This is a genomic window from Roseibium sp. ROS1 (genome assembly GCF_054658215.1).
Genome location: NZ_BAAGIG010000005.1, coordinates 40,624 through 56,842 on the forward strand (window position 1 = coordinate 40,624; position 16,219 = coordinate 56,842).

General features: G+C 59.9%; 15 protein-coding genes. 2 read left to right on the forward strand and 13 right to left on the reverse strand.

Annotated elements, in window-relative coordinates:
* Nucleotides 1–717 carry a response regulator gene (locus ACYQ6M_RS26360; RefSeq protein WP_023001301.1) on the reverse strand — a complete coding sequence of 239 codons (717 nt, stop codon included), beginning with the start codon at nt 715–717 and terminating at the stop codon, nt 1–3.
* Nucleotides 718–1,012: 295 nt separating this feature from the next.
* Between ACYQ6M_RS26360 and ACYQ6M_RS26365 the strand changes: the two genes are divergently transcribed.
* Entirely contained in the window at nt 1,013–1,690 is a 678-nt protein-coding gene (locus ACYQ6M_RS26365; protein WP_031269444.1) for an SH3 domain-containing protein, read from the forward strand.
* 53 nt (nt 1,691–1,743) lie between these two features.
* On the opposite strand, the gene ACYQ6M_RS26370 is transcribed toward ACYQ6M_RS26365, so the two are convergent.
* The 4 genes from ACYQ6M_RS26370 to ACYQ6M_RS26385 form a co-directional block, all read right to left on the reverse strand.
* A complete protein-coding gene (locus ACYQ6M_RS26370; protein ID WP_460076514.1) occupies nt 1,744–4,092 on the reverse strand; it encodes a cytochrome P450 in 2,349 nt (782 codons plus the stop codon).
* Between the two features lie 117 nt (nt 4,093–4,209).
* Nucleotides 4,210–5,523, reverse strand: coding sequence for a TRAP transporter large permease (locus ACYQ6M_RS26375; protein ID WP_023001304.1), 1,314 nt, complete (start codon nt 5,521–5,523; stop codon nt 4,210–4,212).
* On the reverse strand, nt 5,516–6,013 hold the full coding sequence (locus ACYQ6M_RS26380; protein WP_460076518.1) for a TRAP transporter small permease: 498 nt from the start codon (nt 6,011–6,013) through the stop codon (nt 5,516–5,518). The genes ACYQ6M_RS26375 and ACYQ6M_RS26380 overlap by 8 nt, the downstream gene beginning before the upstream one ends.
* A 54-nt stretch (nt 6,014–6,067) precedes the next feature.
* Nucleotides 6,068–7,084, reverse strand: a complete 1,017-nt coding sequence (locus ACYQ6M_RS26385) for a TRAP transporter substrate-binding protein (protein ID WP_152507936.1) — start codon at nt 7,082–7,084, stop codon at nt 6,068–6,070.
* Between the two features lie 382 nt (nt 7,085–7,466).
* Between ACYQ6M_RS26385 and ACYQ6M_RS26390 the strand changes: the two genes are divergently transcribed.
* The gene (locus ACYQ6M_RS26390) at nt 7,467–7,895 is read left to right on the forward strand and encodes an acyl-CoA thioesterase (RefSeq protein ID WP_031269446.1); all 429 of its coding nucleotides are present in this window, start codon (nt 7,467–7,469) and stop codon (nt 7,893–7,895) included.
* A 46-nt stretch (nt 7,896–7,941) separates the two neighbouring features.
* Here the strand turns inward: ACYQ6M_RS26390 and ACYQ6M_RS26395 are convergent, their stop codons facing one another.
* Genes ACYQ6M_RS26395 through ACYQ6M_RS26430 form a run of 8 tightly spaced genes read right to left on the reverse strand, consistent with a single transcriptional unit; the run spans nt 7,942 to nt 16,215 of the window.
* On the reverse strand, nt 7,942–8,667 hold the full coding sequence (locus ACYQ6M_RS26395; RefSeq protein ID WP_460076520.1) for an SDR family NAD(P)-dependent oxidoreductase: 726 nt from the start codon (nt 8,665–8,667) through the stop codon (nt 7,942–7,944).
* Entirely contained in the window at nt 8,664–9,437 is a 774-nt protein-coding gene (locus ACYQ6M_RS26400) for a cyclase family protein (RefSeq protein ID WP_460076523.1), read from the reverse strand. Before ACYQ6M_RS26400 ends, ACYQ6M_RS26395 begins: the two co-directional genes overlap by 4 nt.
* Nucleotides 9,434–10,690 (reverse strand): SDR family NAD(P)-dependent oxidoreductase, encoded by a 1,257-nt coding sequence (locus ACYQ6M_RS26405; RefSeq protein ID WP_460076525.1) that lies wholly within the window; start codon nt 10,688–10,690, stop codon nt 9,434–9,436. Before ACYQ6M_RS26405 ends, ACYQ6M_RS26400 begins: the two co-directional genes overlap by 4 nt.
* On the reverse strand, nt 10,687–11,862 hold the full coding sequence (locus tag ACYQ6M_RS26410) for a thiolase family protein (protein WP_460076527.1): 1,176 nt from the start codon (nt 11,860–11,862) through the stop codon (nt 10,687–10,689). Before ACYQ6M_RS26410 ends, ACYQ6M_RS26405 begins: the two co-directional genes overlap by 4 nt.
* Nucleotides 11,862–13,475 (reverse strand): AMP-binding protein, encoded by a 1,614-nt coding sequence (locus ACYQ6M_RS26415; protein WP_460076529.1) that lies wholly within the window; start codon nt 13,473–13,475, stop codon nt 11,862–11,864. Before ACYQ6M_RS26415 ends, ACYQ6M_RS26410 begins: the two co-directional genes overlap by 1 nt.
* A complete protein-coding gene (locus ACYQ6M_RS26420) occupies nt 13,472–13,945 on the reverse strand; it encodes an aromatic-ring-hydroxylating dioxygenase subunit beta (RefSeq protein ID WP_023001313.1) in 474 nt (157 codons plus the stop codon). The genes ACYQ6M_RS26415 and ACYQ6M_RS26420 overlap by 4 nt, the downstream gene beginning before the upstream one ends.
* Nucleotides 13,945–15,255, reverse strand: coding sequence for an aromatic ring-hydroxylating dioxygenase subunit alpha (locus tag ACYQ6M_RS26425; protein ID WP_460076532.1), 1,311 nt, complete (start codon nt 15,253–15,255; stop codon nt 13,945–13,947). Before ACYQ6M_RS26425 ends, ACYQ6M_RS26420 begins: the two co-directional genes overlap by 1 nt.
* Nucleotides 15,256–15,282: 27 nt before the next feature.
* A complete protein-coding gene (locus tag ACYQ6M_RS26430; RefSeq protein ID WP_460076534.1) occupies nt 15,283–16,215 on the reverse strand; it encodes a PDR/VanB family oxidoreductase in 933 nt (310 codons plus the stop codon).
* Nucleotides 16,216–16,219: the final 4 nt, after the last annotated feature.

The window sequence follows — 16,219 nt, forward strand, 5'->3', positions numbered from 1 at the left end:
TCACGCCACCTGCCGGACCGAGGCCGTCAGAAGATAGCCGCCATTGCGAACGGTGTTTATCAAGCTGCTGCCGGGGCTGTAGCTTTCCAGTTTCTTGCGGATGCGTGAAACCAGGATATCGACTGTACGGTCGAAAGGACCGGCACTGCGACCACGGGTCCAGTCCAGGATCTGATCGCGGGAGAGAACCCTGCGCGGGCGGAGAACAAAACACGACAGAAGATCGAATTCGGCACTGGTGACGGACACCAGATCTCCATCGTCGGTCTCGACCTGGCGCGCGTCCAGATCGACAATGAACCGGTCAAAGGCAAACCGTCTCGACATGGGCTGCGAGGGGTTGGAGGCAGCTCTGCGCAACATCGCCCTGACCCGTGCCAGCAGCTCTCGCGGGCCAAAGGGCTTGACGACATAGTCATCGGCGCCGAGTTCCAGCCCGACCACACGGTCGGTTTCATCCCCTTTTGCCGTCAGCATGAGAATGGGCGTATTGCCCTGCGCACGCAGCCTGCGGCAGATGGACAGTCCATCTTCGCCCGGCAACATGAGGTCGAGAATGAAAAGGTCCGGCTGGACGCGTTCAAGCGCCGAATCCATGTCCCGGCCGTCCTGTGCAGACACGACTTCGAAGCCTTCCCGGCTCAGAAACTCACCCACAAGACGGCGGATTTCATGATCGTCGTCGACGATCAATATTGTCTTTGCATCCGGTTCCATGAGTTCAATTGCACATGACGACCCTGCGAAATCAAACGAAAACAGGGAGCGATTACAAAATCATACAAACCGGAAATCTAACGAAATGCCTTGGCTGCCAGAGCGCCGCACGGTGCAGAACCACCGCGGCCACGGCATTTGTCTTCCTGTACGCGCCAGCAGGACCAACGCCGGCCGAACGGTCATGTTTTACAAATTGAAACATAACGCAACGCGCCGGAAAGACCCGGTGCAAGCGACGGGCCGAGGGTCTCCAGAGGCCGCTGCCAAGGCGGCGACGCATATGGAGAACACCATGATGAAACGACTATACCTCGCGCTGGCGATCCTGATCGGCGCACCATCGCTTGCGGCGGCGGCAACGGTTGCCGTCTCCACCGGAAACGTGAACCTGAGAGCTGGCCCGTCGACCGGCTATCCCGTCGTCACTGTTGTTCCGGCCGGAACACGGATCACGACTTACGGCTGCGTTTCCGGCTATTCCTGGTGCGACGTGAGCTTCGGCGCGTATCGCGGCTGGGTGTCGGCCAGCTACATTCAGGTCGTTTACCGCGGCAACCCGGTCATCGTCACGCCAGTGGTCGCACCCGCAGTCGGCCTCACCGTCGTTGCCTATAACCGCGCTTATTGGGACACCTACTACGCCGCGTATCCCTGGTATGGCCGCTGGGGTCATTATTACCGCCCGGCTTATCCGGTCGCGCCGGCGGCACGCGTTACTGCGCATGACAGGGCGGTTACCTGCACAGGAGACAGCTGCACGGCCACGCGGACGACGACGGGTATCTACGGCGGTTCGGCCAGCCAGTCCCGCACCTGTGCCAATGGTGAATGCAATGCCACCCGAAACGTGGTCGGCCCTTACGGCGGCACCGCGTCGCGCACTCGCAATTGCAGCACCAACAGTCAGTCCTGCACCGTCAGCCGGACAGGACCTGCCGGTGGAACAAGAACGCGGGTTTTCCAGCGTTGAAACGATTACCGGTCTGCGGACGGTTCGCTCATTGCGAACCGTCGTCCGGCACCCTACAGCGCCAGCTTGACCTTGCCGCCCTTCACAGACCGCGAGCAGCAGGACATCATGCGCCGGTTTTCCGCGCGTTCGGTGCGCGTCAGTACCACGTCGCGATGATCGATTTCTCCCTCAAGAACTTCAACCTCGCAACTGCCGCACAATCCTTCCCGGCAATCGCAGGCAATGTCGATACCTGACGCAAGCAGTGCGTCGAGCAACGTTACATCTGCTGCGACTTCAAGCGTCAGGCCGGAATCTTTCAGTTCAACCTGGAAGGCGTTTTCCTTCGATGGATCGAGAGCGGTCTCCTGCGCGGAAAAATGCTCGAAATGCAAAGTTCCGGCCGGGTGACTTGCAGTGAGGTCTTCCAGCTGGGAAATCATCCGCTGCGGACCGCAAGCATAGATCTGCCCGCCGTCGCGCAAGCCGGCGACAATGGCAGCCAGGTCCGCGCGTGCGCCTTCGTCCCCGGCATAGATCGCAAGCCTTCCGGGGTGGTCTGCTTGCAACCGGTCCAGAAAGGCCATGCTTTCGCGGGATCGTCCGCAATAGTGGATCGTGTAGTCCCGCCCCAAGGCTTTCAGCCGGTCTGCCATCGCGAGGATTGGGGTGATGCCGATCCCTCCGGCAACCAGGACGTATGAGCTGGCCTGTTCGTCGAGCCGAAAGAGGTTGCTGGGTCCGCGAAGGCGCAGTTCAAGCCCCTCTGCGGCGACCTCGTGAATTCGGCGGGAACCACCCCGTCCATCTTCTTCAAGGAGCACGGCGATATCGTAGTCCCTGCCGTCGGCTCTGCCGCACAGAGAATATTTGCGATCGAAGCCCTCAAGGCACACTTCGATATGTGCCCCGGCACTCCAGCCCGGCAGGGACCGGCCCTTGGCGTCCTCGATCGTCAGCCCGAGGATGCCGTCTGCTTCCCTGCGGACATTCTTAACGCGGATCTTGCGCGCGATATCACGGCGCGCCGGCGCTCCGACCGGGAAATGATGGTTCCCGTTTGCAATCGACGGCGTGGCCCGCTCGGGGTTCTTCACCGGATCCCACTCGACCCAGACATGATCCGGACCTCTGAAGGAGGTATTGGCGAGGTAAGTGAATTCCTGTTCGGCCAGTTGCAGGTGTGGCAGCCGGCGCGTCATTTCTTCCAGGAAGATCCGCATTTCCATACGGGCAATGTTCTTGCCCATGCACTGGTGGCTGCCGTAGCCGAACGTGAGGTGATCGACGGCGTTGTCGCGGTAGATGTCGAACTTGTCGCCATCTTCGAAATGCCGCTCATCCTGGTTGCCAGACGCCTGAACGATAAGCAGCTTCGCCCCTTCCGGGATCTCGACGCCGCCGATGCTGGTCGCCGCCATGGCCTGCCGCCGCCACGCAACAATGGAGCCTGAATAGCGCAAGCATTCTTCCACCGCGTTGGGGATCAGGCTCGGATCCTCGCAGATGTCCTGCCAGGCCTGCCTGTGGGTGAGCAGCGTCTTGAACATTCCTGCCGAGGCAAGCGACGTCGTTTCGTGGGCGGCAACGATGATCGCCATCATCATCGAATGTACGTAGCTGTCCGGCACGACATCCGGCATTTCCGCGTTCTTGCGGATCGTCTCATGCATCCAGCCGGTTCCGTCCGGCTCCTTGCGCATCTTTTCGATGATCTTGCCCGCGTAGTTCCAGAACTGCCCGACGTCATGCGCAATGGCGACCTGTTGCTCGTCGGTGGGCTTGCCCCAGGTATTGACCGAGTGGGCGACCGAGAAGTTCTTGAGGACCGCGATGTCGTCTTCCGGAACACCCAGAAAATGCAGGGCGACATTCAGCGGCACTTCGTAAAGCATGGCATCGACCAGATCGACCCGGCCGCTGTCGATGAAGGCGTCGATCTTTTCGCGCGTCAGCCGGCGTACCATCTCTTGCCGGGCTTCCAGATTATCCGGAAGAAAGTGGTCCATCAGGGCGCGCCGCCGTTCCATGTGTACGGGCTCGTCCTCGTTCACCATGGTCCGGTTCATTGCATAGCCGTAGCCCTTCAGTACCTCCATTGCTTCCGGCGTTGCCGGTGTGATTTTTTCCAGGGCGTTCCGGGGCGAGAAGAGGATGTTGTCACGAAAGACCGCCTTGATGTCATCGTAGCGACTGACCACCCAATAGCCGAGCTTGGGACTGTAGAAGACGGGCAACTGCTCCCGTGACCAGCGCAGTGCTTCTGCGGGGTCCGCCTGATAGGGTCCGGCGAACGCATCGAATTCGGCAGCCTTTTTGGAAAACGGACACTGGGCTTCGGCAGCGGCCGGGTTGTCCGGTCTGCCCCTTGAAGACTTACCGCCCGCCATCGCGTCTGCAGGGCTCGCAGTGCGTTCCATTTTCTCCTCCTCCCAGAAAAGTAGTCGGACCGCATCCCCCTTTGAAAAGGTACGTCTGCGGTCTGTGTCGGCTCCGATGCCAGAGGCTTGCCGGCAGAGGCCAGACCAAATCTGATCCTACATCTGGTTTGGCAGCAAGAGCACTAGTCCCGGCAGTGTCAGCAAGATGATCAGACGAATGATATCGACCATCCAGAACGGCGTAACACCCTTGAAGATCGTGGCCGTCGGCACGTCGCCGACGACCGCCCGCAACACGAAGACATTCAGGCCGACGGGAGGTGTGATCAGGCTGATTTCGGTTACCACCACGACGATGATACCAAACCAGATCGGATCATAGCCAAGCCCTGTGACGACCGGAAAGAAAATCGGCACGGTCAACAGCAGCATCGACAGGCTTTCGAACACGCAGCCGAGCGCAATATAGATCAGCAGGATCAGCCCCATGACCATCCAGGGCGGGAGATTGTAGGCGGTCACCATGTCGCTAAGTGCGGTCGGCAGGCCTGCGATATTGACGAAGTTGGAGAAGATCCAGGCACCGATCAGAACTGCAAACAGGCTGGCTGCGGTCATCGCCGTTTCACGCAGGGCTTCCAGGGCATCTGCGAGCGACAGGCGTCTGCGGGCGAGCGCAATCAGAAAAGCCCCCATGGCGCCCATGCCGGCGGCTTCCGTCGGCGAGAAGCTCAGGTTGATCGGCGGCACATCGAAAACACCATAGAGCCCGCCGATCACCAGAAAGAACAACAACAGGACAGCCCAGACATCCTTCAGGGCGGACAGTCTTCCGCTGAGGTTGATGCGTTCACCTGCCGGACCGGCTTCCGGATCGCGCCAGACCGTGAACTGGACAGCAACCAGATAGAGTACGACACCCAGAAGGCCGGGAATGATGCCGGCGACAAAAAGCTTGCCGATCGAGGTTTCGGTCAGCAGACCGTAAATGACAAGGATCACCGAAGGCGGTATGAGGATGCCGAGCGTCCCGCCGGCGGCAATCGAAGCCGTCGACAGTTTGTCGGCATAGCCGAACCGACGCATTTCCGGCATGGCCACCTTCGACATGGTCGCGGCGGTTGCAAGGGACGATCCGGATATGGCGGCAAACCCACCACAGGCAACGATGGTTGCCATCGCGAGGCCACCGCGAAAATGGCCGAGGAACGCGTTGGAGGCGGCATAGAGTTCCCGGCTGATCCCCGCCTTATTGACGAACAACCCCATGAGGATGAACAGCGGAACGACCGAAAGGCCGTAATCCTGACTGGTATCGATGATCAGACGGGCCGTCATGGAAATCGAGGCGCGGTAGCCCGATTCAATCATGAAGCCGATCATTCCGACAAAGCCCATGGCGAAGGCGATGGGCACTCGCAGCAGGACCAGTACGAGAACCGCTGCAAATCCGAGAAGTCCTTCAAGCATGCCGGGGGCTCATCAATTTCGGTGCGAAAATATGGCCGAGCCCGCGAACAATGAGGACTGCGGCGGTAATTGCCGTGACGATGGAAATGAACCATCCGACATAGTGCAGGGGCAGGCGCAGATATTCCATGACGTCGCCATAGGAACGGCTTCGTTCGGCCAGATCAAATACGCGCATGGCCGGCAGGACCAGTATCAGGCCGCAAAAGAGATCTGTGAATGCATTACGCCAGCGGGTCAGTCCGGCGCGCTTGAACATGCCGTCCGTCAGGTCGACGCAGATGTGGCCATCCTTTGCGGAAACGACCGGCAGAACGGAGAAAACCATGATTGCCATGAGCAGGCGCGTCATGTCGGCGGCAACTTCGATCGGCGCATTGAACACCGATCGGAGCACCACGTCGCAGAACGTCATGACCATGAGGACGAACAAGGCAAACGAGGCAAGCAGCGCCGGCAGACTGGCCGCAAACTTGAGTAGACGGGACACGTCCAGATCCTTCAGCTGCGGGCGGTCCGGACGAACCGGACCGCCCGGACTCGTTTAGTTTCCGGCCATTTCCTGCTTGACCATTTCGTAGGCGGCTTTCGCGTCCACCCCGGCTTCCTGCAGTTCCGCCAGAACCTTGTCCGTGACTTCCTTGCTGATTTCCTCGAACTTGGCGATGTCATCGTCGCTCGCAGGCGTGATCTTCGTGCCTTCTGCGTTTTTGGTCGCTTCATAGGCAATCGTGTCGGACTCGTCCCAGGATGCACCTGCCATCCGGCTCGCGGGCTCACCAAACACTTGCTCGTCCAGGGCCTTCTGGACATCTTCCGGCAGGCTGTCGAATTTTTCCTGGCTCATGATCACGGCAAAGGAGCCGCGATAGAGACCGCCCGGCATGTCATAAAGATACTTGGCCACTTCGTTCAGCTTGAAGCCGACACGCTCGCCGACATTCATCGCAACGGCGTCGGCCGCACCGGATTCCAGTGTTTCATAAACCTTCGGAGCCGGAACGTTGATGCCGATCAGGCCGAGCGCGGACCCCACATCGCCGGCAACACCGCCGCCGATGCGCGTCTTCAGGCCGTTCATGTCGGCAAGACTGCTGACTTCCTTGCTGGAATGGATCTGACCGGGGCCATGGGTGTTGAGCGAAATGACCTTGACGCCGCGATGCTCATTGAGGTCGGCAAGGTATTTTTCATAAACGCGCCAATAGGCGACGGATGCGTCTTCTGCGTTGCCTTCATAACCCGGCAGTTCAATCAGCTTCGTCCCGACGAAACGGCCCGGTTGATACCCGTGGAAGATGATAGCCATGTCTGCGGCACCATCGAGAACCAGATCCATCTGGGCTGGCGGCGGGGCGAGGCCAAAGACCAGCTCACCCGAGACTTCGCCGCCCGTAGCTTCTTCCATCATGGTGATCAGATTGGCAAAAATGCCGGTATTCACGCTATGGGTTGGCGGCAGCCAGCTGGAAATCTTGAGAACGGTTTCCGCCGAAAGCGCCGAAACGCTGAGGCTCAGTGAAACTGCGGCAGCGCCAACAATCTTGAATAGCGACTTCATCTTCCTCTCCCTTGAATGATGCGTCTGTCTGGCTGGGCTCCTCCGCAGGCCCGAGACCGTTTTTGAATACTTCCATTGATGAGCATGCCTTGTCAATAAATATGAAACTGCATGTATTTTTTGCAATCGACAATAGAAAACACCGTCGCTCCGCAATCATTTTCCCGGCGGATCAACGCGTCACGAAACTCCGAATATTCTTCTTGATTTCAGATGTTTATCCAAATTTCTCAACGCACAGCCCGCGTTACGCAGGCAAGGAGTTTACATCCTGGCGAACAATCCACGTGTTGAAGCCCCTCTGCGATATGTGCAAAATCAAATAAATAAAATTGGGCCACCTTTCCATGGTGAGCCAGCCAGTGGCAGGGAGAAACGCATCTTGGACGTTCCATTCAAAACCACCCGCATGCTCAACTTCGGTGATTGCGACATCTCCGGCACAGCCTATTTTCCATCCTATCTGAACATCCTCAACGGTGTGAACGAGGAATTCTGGCTGAAGCTCGGCTATCCATGGCACAAGATTATCTGGGAGGAACGTTGGGGCACTCCGACTGTCCATCTTTCCAGCGACTTCTCAAGCCCTTCCTTTTTCGGGGAAGAGCTGGAGTTCGAAGTAACCGTGAAGCGGGTCGGCCGGTCGTCGGTCACCATGCATCACGAGATCAGCTGCAAGGGCGAAAAACGCTGGTCGAGCACCCAGGTGCTGGCCGCCAGCGATCTCGACAAGCATTGCTCCATCCCCTGGCCGGATGACGTGAAGGCAGCCCTGCTGGCCTGCATGCCGCAAGATCAAGAAGACAGCTGACGGCTCAGAACAAATCGCGTTGGTTTCTAGTCAAACGCGTCTCCCACTAGATCGTCAGCGTTCCGACGCTCGCACCGCCGCAGACATAAAGCGTCTGTCCGGTCACGAAGCTGTTTTCCGGATCGCAGAAGAACAGGAAGGCATTGGTAACGTCCCGGACGTTGCCAATGCGCCCGACCGGGATGCGTTTTGCGAGGGCTTCCTGTTGCGGGCTGTCCTTTTCGACGATACCCCAGAAGTTGTCGGTCAGGATCGGGCCGGGGGCGACCACGTTGACGGTGATGCCATGTGGGGCAAGCTCCAGGGCCCAGGTGCGCGCCATACCGATCATCCCGGCCTTGCTGGCACTGTATGCGGTTCGGGTCGGTGCGCCGAGCGCCGCCCGTGAGGCGTTGAACATGACACGGCCGAACTGGCGCGCCTTCATGTTTGGCAAGGCCGCCTGCAGGAGTGTTAATGCCGATCCCAGGTGCAACTGCGCAAGGCCGGTGATGTCTTCGGGCTTGGCATCCTCGACAAGGTTGGGCCAGATGAGCCCTGCATTATGGATCAGATGAGTGACGTCGAACTCCGCCGCGATTGTGCCGGCGGCAGCGGCCACGGCTTGTGCATCGAGAAGGTCGGCTTCCACCGAGTGCAGGTTCGGGTGAGACTTTTCCGCGGCGGTTCGTGCCACCGACACCACCGTGTAACCCTGACCGAGAAGCCTTTCGACCAGATCGGCACCAATCCCCTTGTTGCCGCCGGTAACGACTGCCGTAAATTCACTCATTCTGTCACCATCGCCAGAACCCGAAGCGGGCTGCCGGTTCCATTCTTGATTTTCAGGGGAGCCGCAATCAGCACGGCACCTGTCGCGGGCAGCTGATCGAGATTGGCCAGGCATTGCAGGCCGTATTTTCCCGCGCCATGCAGAAAGTAGTGAGCGGGGTAGGGCGGCACGTAGTGCGCCCCCTGGCCTGCATCCGTTCCGACGGTCTCGGTACCGAAGCCGCGGATGTTCCGCTCCTCGATCAGAAACCGGATCGCCTCCGGCGTCGGCCCGGGCGAATGCGGTCCGTCGGCGCGCATGTTCAGATAGTCGGCGCCCTTGCGCTTCGACCAGTCGGTGCGCATCAGCACCCAGGCATCTTCCGGGATGCGGCCATGGTCGCTTTCCCAGTTTGCGATCACCTCGGGCGTCAGTTCGAAGTCGTCGTTCTCCGACGTACCTTTTGAGCAATCGATTACCACCACAGGACCGACAAAAGCCTCTGCCGGGATCTCGTCAACCGAGCCATTCGGCACGTCTTTTCCTGAAATCCAGTGCGAGGGCGCATCGAAATGGGTGCCGGTGTGTTCGCTCATGGAAATGTTGTGCCATTTCCATGCCGGACCACGGTGATCGTAGGCGCTGATTTCCTCCATCCGGAAACGCGCGCACTGACCGAACTCGGGCGGAAGCACAATCACGGGAAAGTCCGGATCGAGCGTGTGGGTCAGATCCACAATCCTGACGGCTCCGGTGGCAAGGCCGGAGACCAGCTGGTTCAGACCGCTCATGCGCCTTCTCCCCCTTGCGTGAGTTCACGTTCCAGGACTTTCGGGTCCCGCCGCCAGCGTTCGCGTATCTCCATGGCAACGTCACCGCACCACACGTCTTCAAGCCCCTGCTGCAGCCCCGTGACTACAGACCTTGCCAGAGCCTTTGCATTGACCTTGGGAGGCGGCACCGGCTGGGTCCAGTCGTCTTCGTCCGGTCCGGTGAAGACAGTCATCACACGCAGCCCGGATGCACGGAATTCTCCGCGCAGGGACTGCGACAGCGAATAGGCAGCAGCGTTGGAGGCAGAAAAGCAGCCGAAGTCCGGTGTGTTGGACAGGGCGAAGACTGACAGGATATTCACCCAGGCAACCGCCGAGTTGACGCCATCATTGGTGCGAGCGCACATGCCCGGTCCGAAGGCCTGCGCAAGACGCATCAGACCAAGATAATTGGTCTCCATTTCCTCACGCGCGAAGGCAGTATCGCCTCTTGCCAGAACACCGCCCGGCCGCAGAAACCGGGCATTGTTGACCAGAATATCCGTCTTGCCGCCAATTTCCCCGGCAAGCCGCTCTACCGAAGCGGTGTCTGTGACGTCAAGCGGCAGCATGCTGACCTTTTCAAGCCCGGACAAGAGATCGCGGTTGGCGTGCGGACGCCAGCTTTCGGCCTCGCCGACAAAGATGGTCGAAGCCCCTGCCTCCAGCAGCGACGTCACCAGAGCCGGCGTATTCGGGTTTCGCAGGTCCGTGATCAGGATGCGCCTGTGTTTCGGGTCGGCTGAAAGGGCACGCATTTGCGGATCGTCTTCCATATTGCTTGTCCTGTCCTTGGGCACTGCCAGCAAAACGCCCTGGCCCGACGCGTCCAGGCGGTTCAACAGTGTAACTTCTCCGCCGCGCTCGCAGTCGCCATGCACATGGCACAGGACCACGGGACCGGCATCCAGTTGCACCGAGCCCATGCGCCAGGGTGTTCTCTCCCGGAAGTAGAGATTGATCGACGTGCGGATCCGGGTCTCTGCCAGCAGTGTGCCCGCCGGCGAGATGTCCTGCCATTCCAGCCCGGCTGACAGGCAGCTTCCGCAAACATCCCGGGGCGGATATTGCACCGTGCCGCAGTCGTCACAGACCTGAAGAGCGAAACGGCCCTCCGCCGCAGCCGCGGTCAGGCCGAGAGCCGCGCGGGATCGAGCCTCCGGGGGACGTAGCGGAGACTGCGTGCGCTTTTGCGGATCTTTCTTGAGGGGAGGGGAAAGCGGTGTGCTCATGCCGGGCTCCCTGTTTTCACAATGGCCGCACTCGTGCAGACGCCGCGGTCGTAATTGATCATGCCGAAGCCTGAAACCATCGCGGTCGTCGCATCTGCCACCTGCGTGCCTCCGGCGGTACCCAGCACCTGGCGCAGTGCTTCCACGAGGCCGATGAAACCACCCGCAGCCCCGGCCTGACCGGCAGACAGTTGTCCGCCGGAGGTGTTGTGCGGAAAATCTCCGGAAATTGTCAGGTCGCGGTTCCTGACGAAATCGGGGGCGCCGCCCTTGTCGCAGAAACCGAGATCCTCGATCTGCATCATCGAAATGACGGGATAATCGTCATAGGTCTGCAGGAGATCGATGTCGTCCGGCGAGCACTCCGCCATGGCGTAGAGTTCTTCGACATCGAGCGTCCAGCCGCCACGCAGTTGCACGGGATCCTCGGCATGGGCGTTGTGGCGCTCGATTGTTCCCCCGATCACGGCATAGGGCAGGTTCCGCCGCTCTGCCTCTTCAATGGACATGACGAGAAAACACTCGGACCCGGCGCAAGGCATGACACAGTCGAACAGGGCAATCGGATCTGCGATCGGGCGGGCGTCGAGATATTGCTCAAGCGTCAGCGGCTTCTTCATCAGCGCGTTCGGATTGCGCAGTGCATTGGCACGCTGCGCAACGCAGATCCTGCCGAAATCCTCGCGTGTCGCGCCATATTCCTGCATGTACCGGTCGGTCAGAAGCGCGAAATTGGCATTCGCCCCCCCAAATCCGTAAGGGTAGGAGGCATCCTGGGCAAAGCGGGAAAAGCTCGACAGCAGATTTCTGAAGCTGTCGATGTGGTTGGTGTCGCCGGCAACACAGGCCACGATGTCCGCGTCGCCCGCCTGGACTGCACGTGCGGCCCTCCGCAGGGCAACCACACCACTGGCACCACCCATCGGAATATTGTCCAGCCACCTGGGGCACAGGCCCAGATGCTGCGTCAGCCCGACAGCGGTATCCGGAAACAGGGTGAAGCTTGCAACCGAAAACCCGTCAATATCCGCAGGCCTCAAACCAGCGGCCTGAAGGGATCCGCGCAACGCGCTTGCGATCCACCAATGGGCCGTTTCGATGGAGTAACGCTGGTAGGGAATTGAAACCGGTGCAGTGACCGCAACGCCCTCATAGCTCTGTCGTTTCCCCATCAACTGGCCTGCCGCTTTTTCATGTGACCGGTGACGATTGTATCGGGATCGTCCAGAAGCTGCAGGGCCAATTCCTTCAAGGTGGCCCGCTGGATCTTCTGGGTCGGCGTCAACGGCAGCTTGTCGACAAAGGCGATGTAGCCCGGCGCCTTGTAATAGGCCATCTGCTCCAGGCACCAGCGTGTGATCGCCTCGGCCTTGTCTCGGCTCGGGTTCTTCACTTTCAGGCAGGCAAACACCTCGTCGCCGCGCACCGGGTCGGGCACAGGGGCAATACCGGCCGCCTCGATGTCGGGATGGCGCATCAGGATCGATTCCACCTCCACGGCGGCGATGTTCTCGCCCGACCGCCGGATGACGTTTTTCTTGCGGTCGACAAAAAACAGGTTGCCGTCTTTGCCCTGGCGAACGATGTCGCCAGTATGGAACCAGCCGTCTTTCCAAGCCTCATCCGTCGCGGCAGCGTCCTTGTAGTATTCCGAGAAGAAGCCGTAGCGCGGATCCGGTCCCGCGTGGCGCACCAGCAATTCACCCTGAACCGCCTCCTTGCCACTGTCGTCGACAAGCCGGCATTCGACGCCCGTGCTTGGCTTGCCGATGCTTGCCTGGGCCACCAACCGGTCTTTATCCGAGGCGGCAATCACCGCCCCGGCACCGGTTTCCGTCATCGCCCAGGCTTCGACCAAAGGAAAGCCGAAACGGTCCTCGAAGGCTATCTGCAGCTTCGGGTCGACACCTGCGCCAAAGCCGAAGCGAACCTGATGCGCACGCTCTTCGGGGGAAGGGTCAAACCCCATCAGCATGGACGGCATCACCCCAAGGTAATGCAGACAGGTTGCCCGGGACGCGGCAACATCCTGCCACCACGCACGCGGGTGGAAGCGATCCAGAACGGTAAGACACCCGCCAACCATGACCATCGCCATAAAGGAATAGGCCATTGCGTTCATATGGAAGACGGGCAGGGGCGTGATCATGCGCTCGCCGTCTTCCGTCAACGTTGCCAATCCGCCGACACCGGCATACCAGCGGCCCGCAAGCAGGAAATAGGTATTGGGAAGGACGCAGCCCTTCGGTTTGCCGGTCGTGCCCGAGGTGTAGAGGATAGCCGCCTCGCGGGCTTCGCCTTCCAGCGGCCGGGCGGTGACCGCCTGGTCGCGCGGCCCGGGGACCGGGTCGCCGGGGGCAATCACGGCCGCCTTTATGCCGGCAGCGGCAACGGCGGCCTCAAGTTCCTTGTGGCGGTCTTCGATCGATATGATCAACGCCGGTTCGGAGTGGCCGATGAGATATTCAAGCTCCGCAGCTCTCAGGTCCGGATTGACCGGCACAACGGAGCCGCCGATCCGGTTTACCGCGAGCCAATGCAGGAAGAACGTGGGCCGGTTTTCCAGAAGCAGGGCAACACGCATGCCTGCACCATAGCCAGCCTGCATCAAGTCCCGCGCAAGTGCGTCGACTTCCTGGCGCGCGGCGCCATATGTCAACTCGCCGGGCGGTATGCCGTAGATGTCTGCAGTGCCGGGCAGAACGTTCAGAAACGGCCGGTCCGGATATTTCTCCGCCGTTGCAGCGAAGGCCTCATAAACTGATTCAACTGTCATGGCTGTCATGGCAGCAACTGAATATTGCCGAAGGCGGCGTCGCAATTGAGGATGTCGACCCGCTTGTTGGCGATCCTGATCTCGCCATCGACCACTTTCAGTTCGTGCGTTGCCGTCAGCGCCAGCAGGAACTGCTCGTCCAGGCGCGTTTCGACATAATGCATGGATGTGTTGGTGACGATCCTATCCCCGTCCATCTTGTCGATGAAGGGCCGCTGGATGACATGGTGACAACGGCTCTTGGGCTTCTGGCTGAAGGTTCTGGCCCCGTTCAGCCGCTCCACGCGCAAGCGCAGCATGAACATGTCCTCGTAGAGCAGGGACGTCACCAGATGTGGATCGGTCTGCTTGTAGTCGAGCGGCATCCAGTAGTGGCCGTCTTCCAGCCACAACGACAGCCATTCACTGTAGCGGCCCTCGTCCAGCATTCTTGCTTCGTCATAGATGAAGTCGATGACCTCTTCCCTGGAAACCGCCATCACGCATTCTCCATCGTAGCTGTCATGAATTTCACCCAGGCATCGAACTGGTTGCGCATCTGCCGTTCCGTGGTGCCGTTTTCCACGGCCTCCTCGCTAAAGTCTTCCTCTTCCGTTCTGAGGCGCTGAACGTTGACCCATTCCATGCCGTTGGACATGAGGCCTTCCTGCGCGCGCTCGTACATTTCCAGATCGTCGTGGCCGACCATCGATGTCGGAGCGTTGATCATCCGGTTGTACATGGCGGTGCGCGCCAGAAGTTCGTCCGGCGCCCCGACCAGACGGTAGATGTAGCTTTCGACCAGTGTCTTGTCGGGCCCCAGCGGAATGAAATTGCGCAGCTGCTGGATCGGGCCCTTGATCATGATATTCGGGAAATAGACGGTGTTATGCCGATTCTCGCCGAGAATTTCCTTCGCGCGCTCCTCGCCGTGGGTTTCGCTCAAGGCCTCGAAATAGCCAGGTATCGCGGAATAGTCGGAATGGATCGAGTGATGCACACCCGTATGCCCGTGCCCGTTCGGCCAGGTACGAATGCCCATGTTCTCGAAGAACTCGTAAGGCGACATGAAGGGCGCGATGATCTCCATCGCGGGCGGACGCGGTTCCGGGTTGCCCATCTCCTTCCAGATGTTCACTGCCGTTCCGGCGGAGCTTTCGTGAGCGACCATCGGGTGGCAGGTATCGGTCTGGTTTTCGACCAGCATCTTCCAATTGCACTTGTGCATGTAGCGCAGTGGCGGACCGGCGATCTCAAGCCGTCCTTCCGGCGAGCGGTCGACCATGTTGTCGATGGAACTCAGGCTGTCGCCGAAATAATCCTCGAAGCTGATGCCCTCGGCAGCCAGGCGGGCAAAGACGAAACCGCGATAGTTCCGCACCGCTCCGACAGCCGTCATGCCCTTGGCATTCTCGGTGTTTTCGAAGCCGGTGTTCTCGTACCCCTTCTTCAGCGGGATCGCGAGCAGGCAGCCGTCCGTCTTGAACGACCAGGCGTGATAGGGGCACCGGAAGAACTTGCCCGTGTTGCCTTCCCGGTCGATCGCGATCTTGGTGCCCTTGTGCGGGCAGCGATTGTAAAGAACGTGAATTTCGCCATCGGAGTGACGCACCTGGATGACAGGCTGGTCGCCGATCTGCGTGGTGAAATAGTCACCCTTGTTCGGGGTCTGGCTGTCATGACCGACAAACACCCAGGTGTTTGCGAACAGATGCCGCATTTCCAGCTTGTAGATTTCCGGGCTCGTGTAGACGTCCCGATGCACCTGCGGCCCCGTGAACAGAGCGGCGATTTGGCTGGCCGTTTGCATGCTGGCTCCTCCCTGGAATGCGAAACCCTAAAGATCGAGGACAAGTCGCGCGGATTTCGCGCGGCTGACACAAATCTGCATGACCTTTCCCGATGCCTTTTCGGCATCCGACAGCACGACGTCGCGGTGATCGGGCGTACCGCTGATCACATCCGTCTGGCAGATGCCGCAGTCGCCGCGCTGACAGTCATACATGACATCGAGGCCGGCATCTTCCAGTGCCTGGATGATGGTCTGGTCCGGGGCGACGGTCACAACCTGTCCCGTGCTGTGTACCTCCACCTCGAATGCCGCATCGCCGGACTGCGCCTGGGGGGAGGTGAAGAGTTCAACATGAACGGCCTCTTCCGCCAGTCCGGCTGCGATCGCGGCAGCGCGTGCGGCATCGATCATTCCCTTCGGGCCGCAGATATAAAGATGCGTTCCGGAGGGCTGGGCTTTCATCAGTGCGGCCAGATCGAGCGGGTCCGTGTCGTCAAGGTAAAAACGGGCGCTGTCACCGAAGGCGTTCTTCAGCTTGTCGGCAAAACCCATCCGCACAGCCGAACGGGCAGAATAATGCAGCTCGAAAGACCGGTCCTGCGATTTCAGCCGGGTCGCCATCGAAATGAGCGGCGTGATGCCGATGCCGCCGGCCAGAAGCAGGACGTGCGGAACATCTTCGGCAAGCGGGAAGTCGTTCTTCGGTTCGCTGACGGAGATTGTTTGGCCTGCGCTCAGGGCATGCATGGCCTTTGAGCCCCCCTGGCCGCTCTCTTCCCGCTGAACCGCGACCGTATAGAGGTCATCAGTCTCCGGCCAGTCGATCAGGGAGTACTCCCGTTCGCCCAGAGGGCCGAGATCGAATTTGACATGCGCACCGGGCTCATAGCCCGGCAATGACCCGCCGGCTTCCGCCCGAAACCTGAAAACACGAATCTGATCGGTTTCCGGTTCTACACCTTCAAGAACAAGTTTCACCGCA

What these genes read in the sequence shown, in the direction of transcription:
- ACYQ6M_RS26415 (WP_460076529.1), bottom strand. Translation starts at nt 13,475, where the DNA reads ATGACAGCCATGACAGTTGAATCAGTTTATGAGGCCTTCGCTGCAACG.
- ACYQ6M_RS26420 (WP_023001313.1), bottom strand. Translation starts at nt 13,945, where the DNA reads ATGGCGGTTTCCAGGGAAGAGGTCATCGACTTCATCTATGACGAAGCA.
- ACYQ6M_RS26385 (WP_152507936.1), bottom strand. Translation starts at nt 7,084, where the DNA reads ATGAAGTCGCTATTCAAGATTGTTGGCGCTGCCGCAGTTTCACTGAGC.
- ACYQ6M_RS26360 (WP_023001301.1), bottom strand. Translation starts at nt 717, where the DNA reads ATGGAACCGGATGCAAAGACAATATTGATCGTCGACGACGATCATGAA.
- ACYQ6M_RS26400 (WP_460076523.1), bottom strand. Translation starts at nt 9,437, where the DNA reads ATGAGCGGTCTGAACCAGCTGGTCTCCGGCCTTGCCACCGGAGCCGTC.
- ACYQ6M_RS26370 (WP_460076514.1), bottom strand. Translation starts at nt 4,092, where the DNA reads ATGGAACGCACTGCGAGCCCTGCAGACGCGATGGCGGGCGGTAAGTCT.
- ACYQ6M_RS26410 (WP_460076527.1), bottom strand. Translation starts at nt 11,862, where the DNA reads ATGGGGAAACGACAGAGCTATGAGGGCGTTGCGGTCACTGCACCGGTT.
- ACYQ6M_RS26425 (WP_460076532.1), bottom strand. Translation starts at nt 15,255, where the DNA reads ATGCAAACGGCCAGCCAAATCGCCGCTCTGTTCACGGGGCCGCAGGTG.
- ACYQ6M_RS26365 (WP_031269444.1), top strand. Translation starts at nt 1,013, where the DNA reads ATGATGAAACGACTATACCTCGCGCTGGCGATCCTGATCGGCGCACCA.
- ACYQ6M_RS26405 (WP_460076525.1), bottom strand. Translation starts at nt 10,690, where the DNA reads ATGAGCACACCGCTTTCCCCTCCCCTCAAGAAAGATCCGCAAAAGCGC.
- ACYQ6M_RS26395 (WP_460076520.1), bottom strand. Translation starts at nt 8,667, where the DNA reads ATGAGTGAATTTACGGCAGTCGTTACCGGCGGCAACAAGGGGATTGGT.
- ACYQ6M_RS26375 (WP_023001304.1), bottom strand. Translation starts at nt 5,523, where the DNA reads ATGCTTGAAGGACTTCTCGGATTTGCAGCGGTTCTCGTACTGGTCCTG.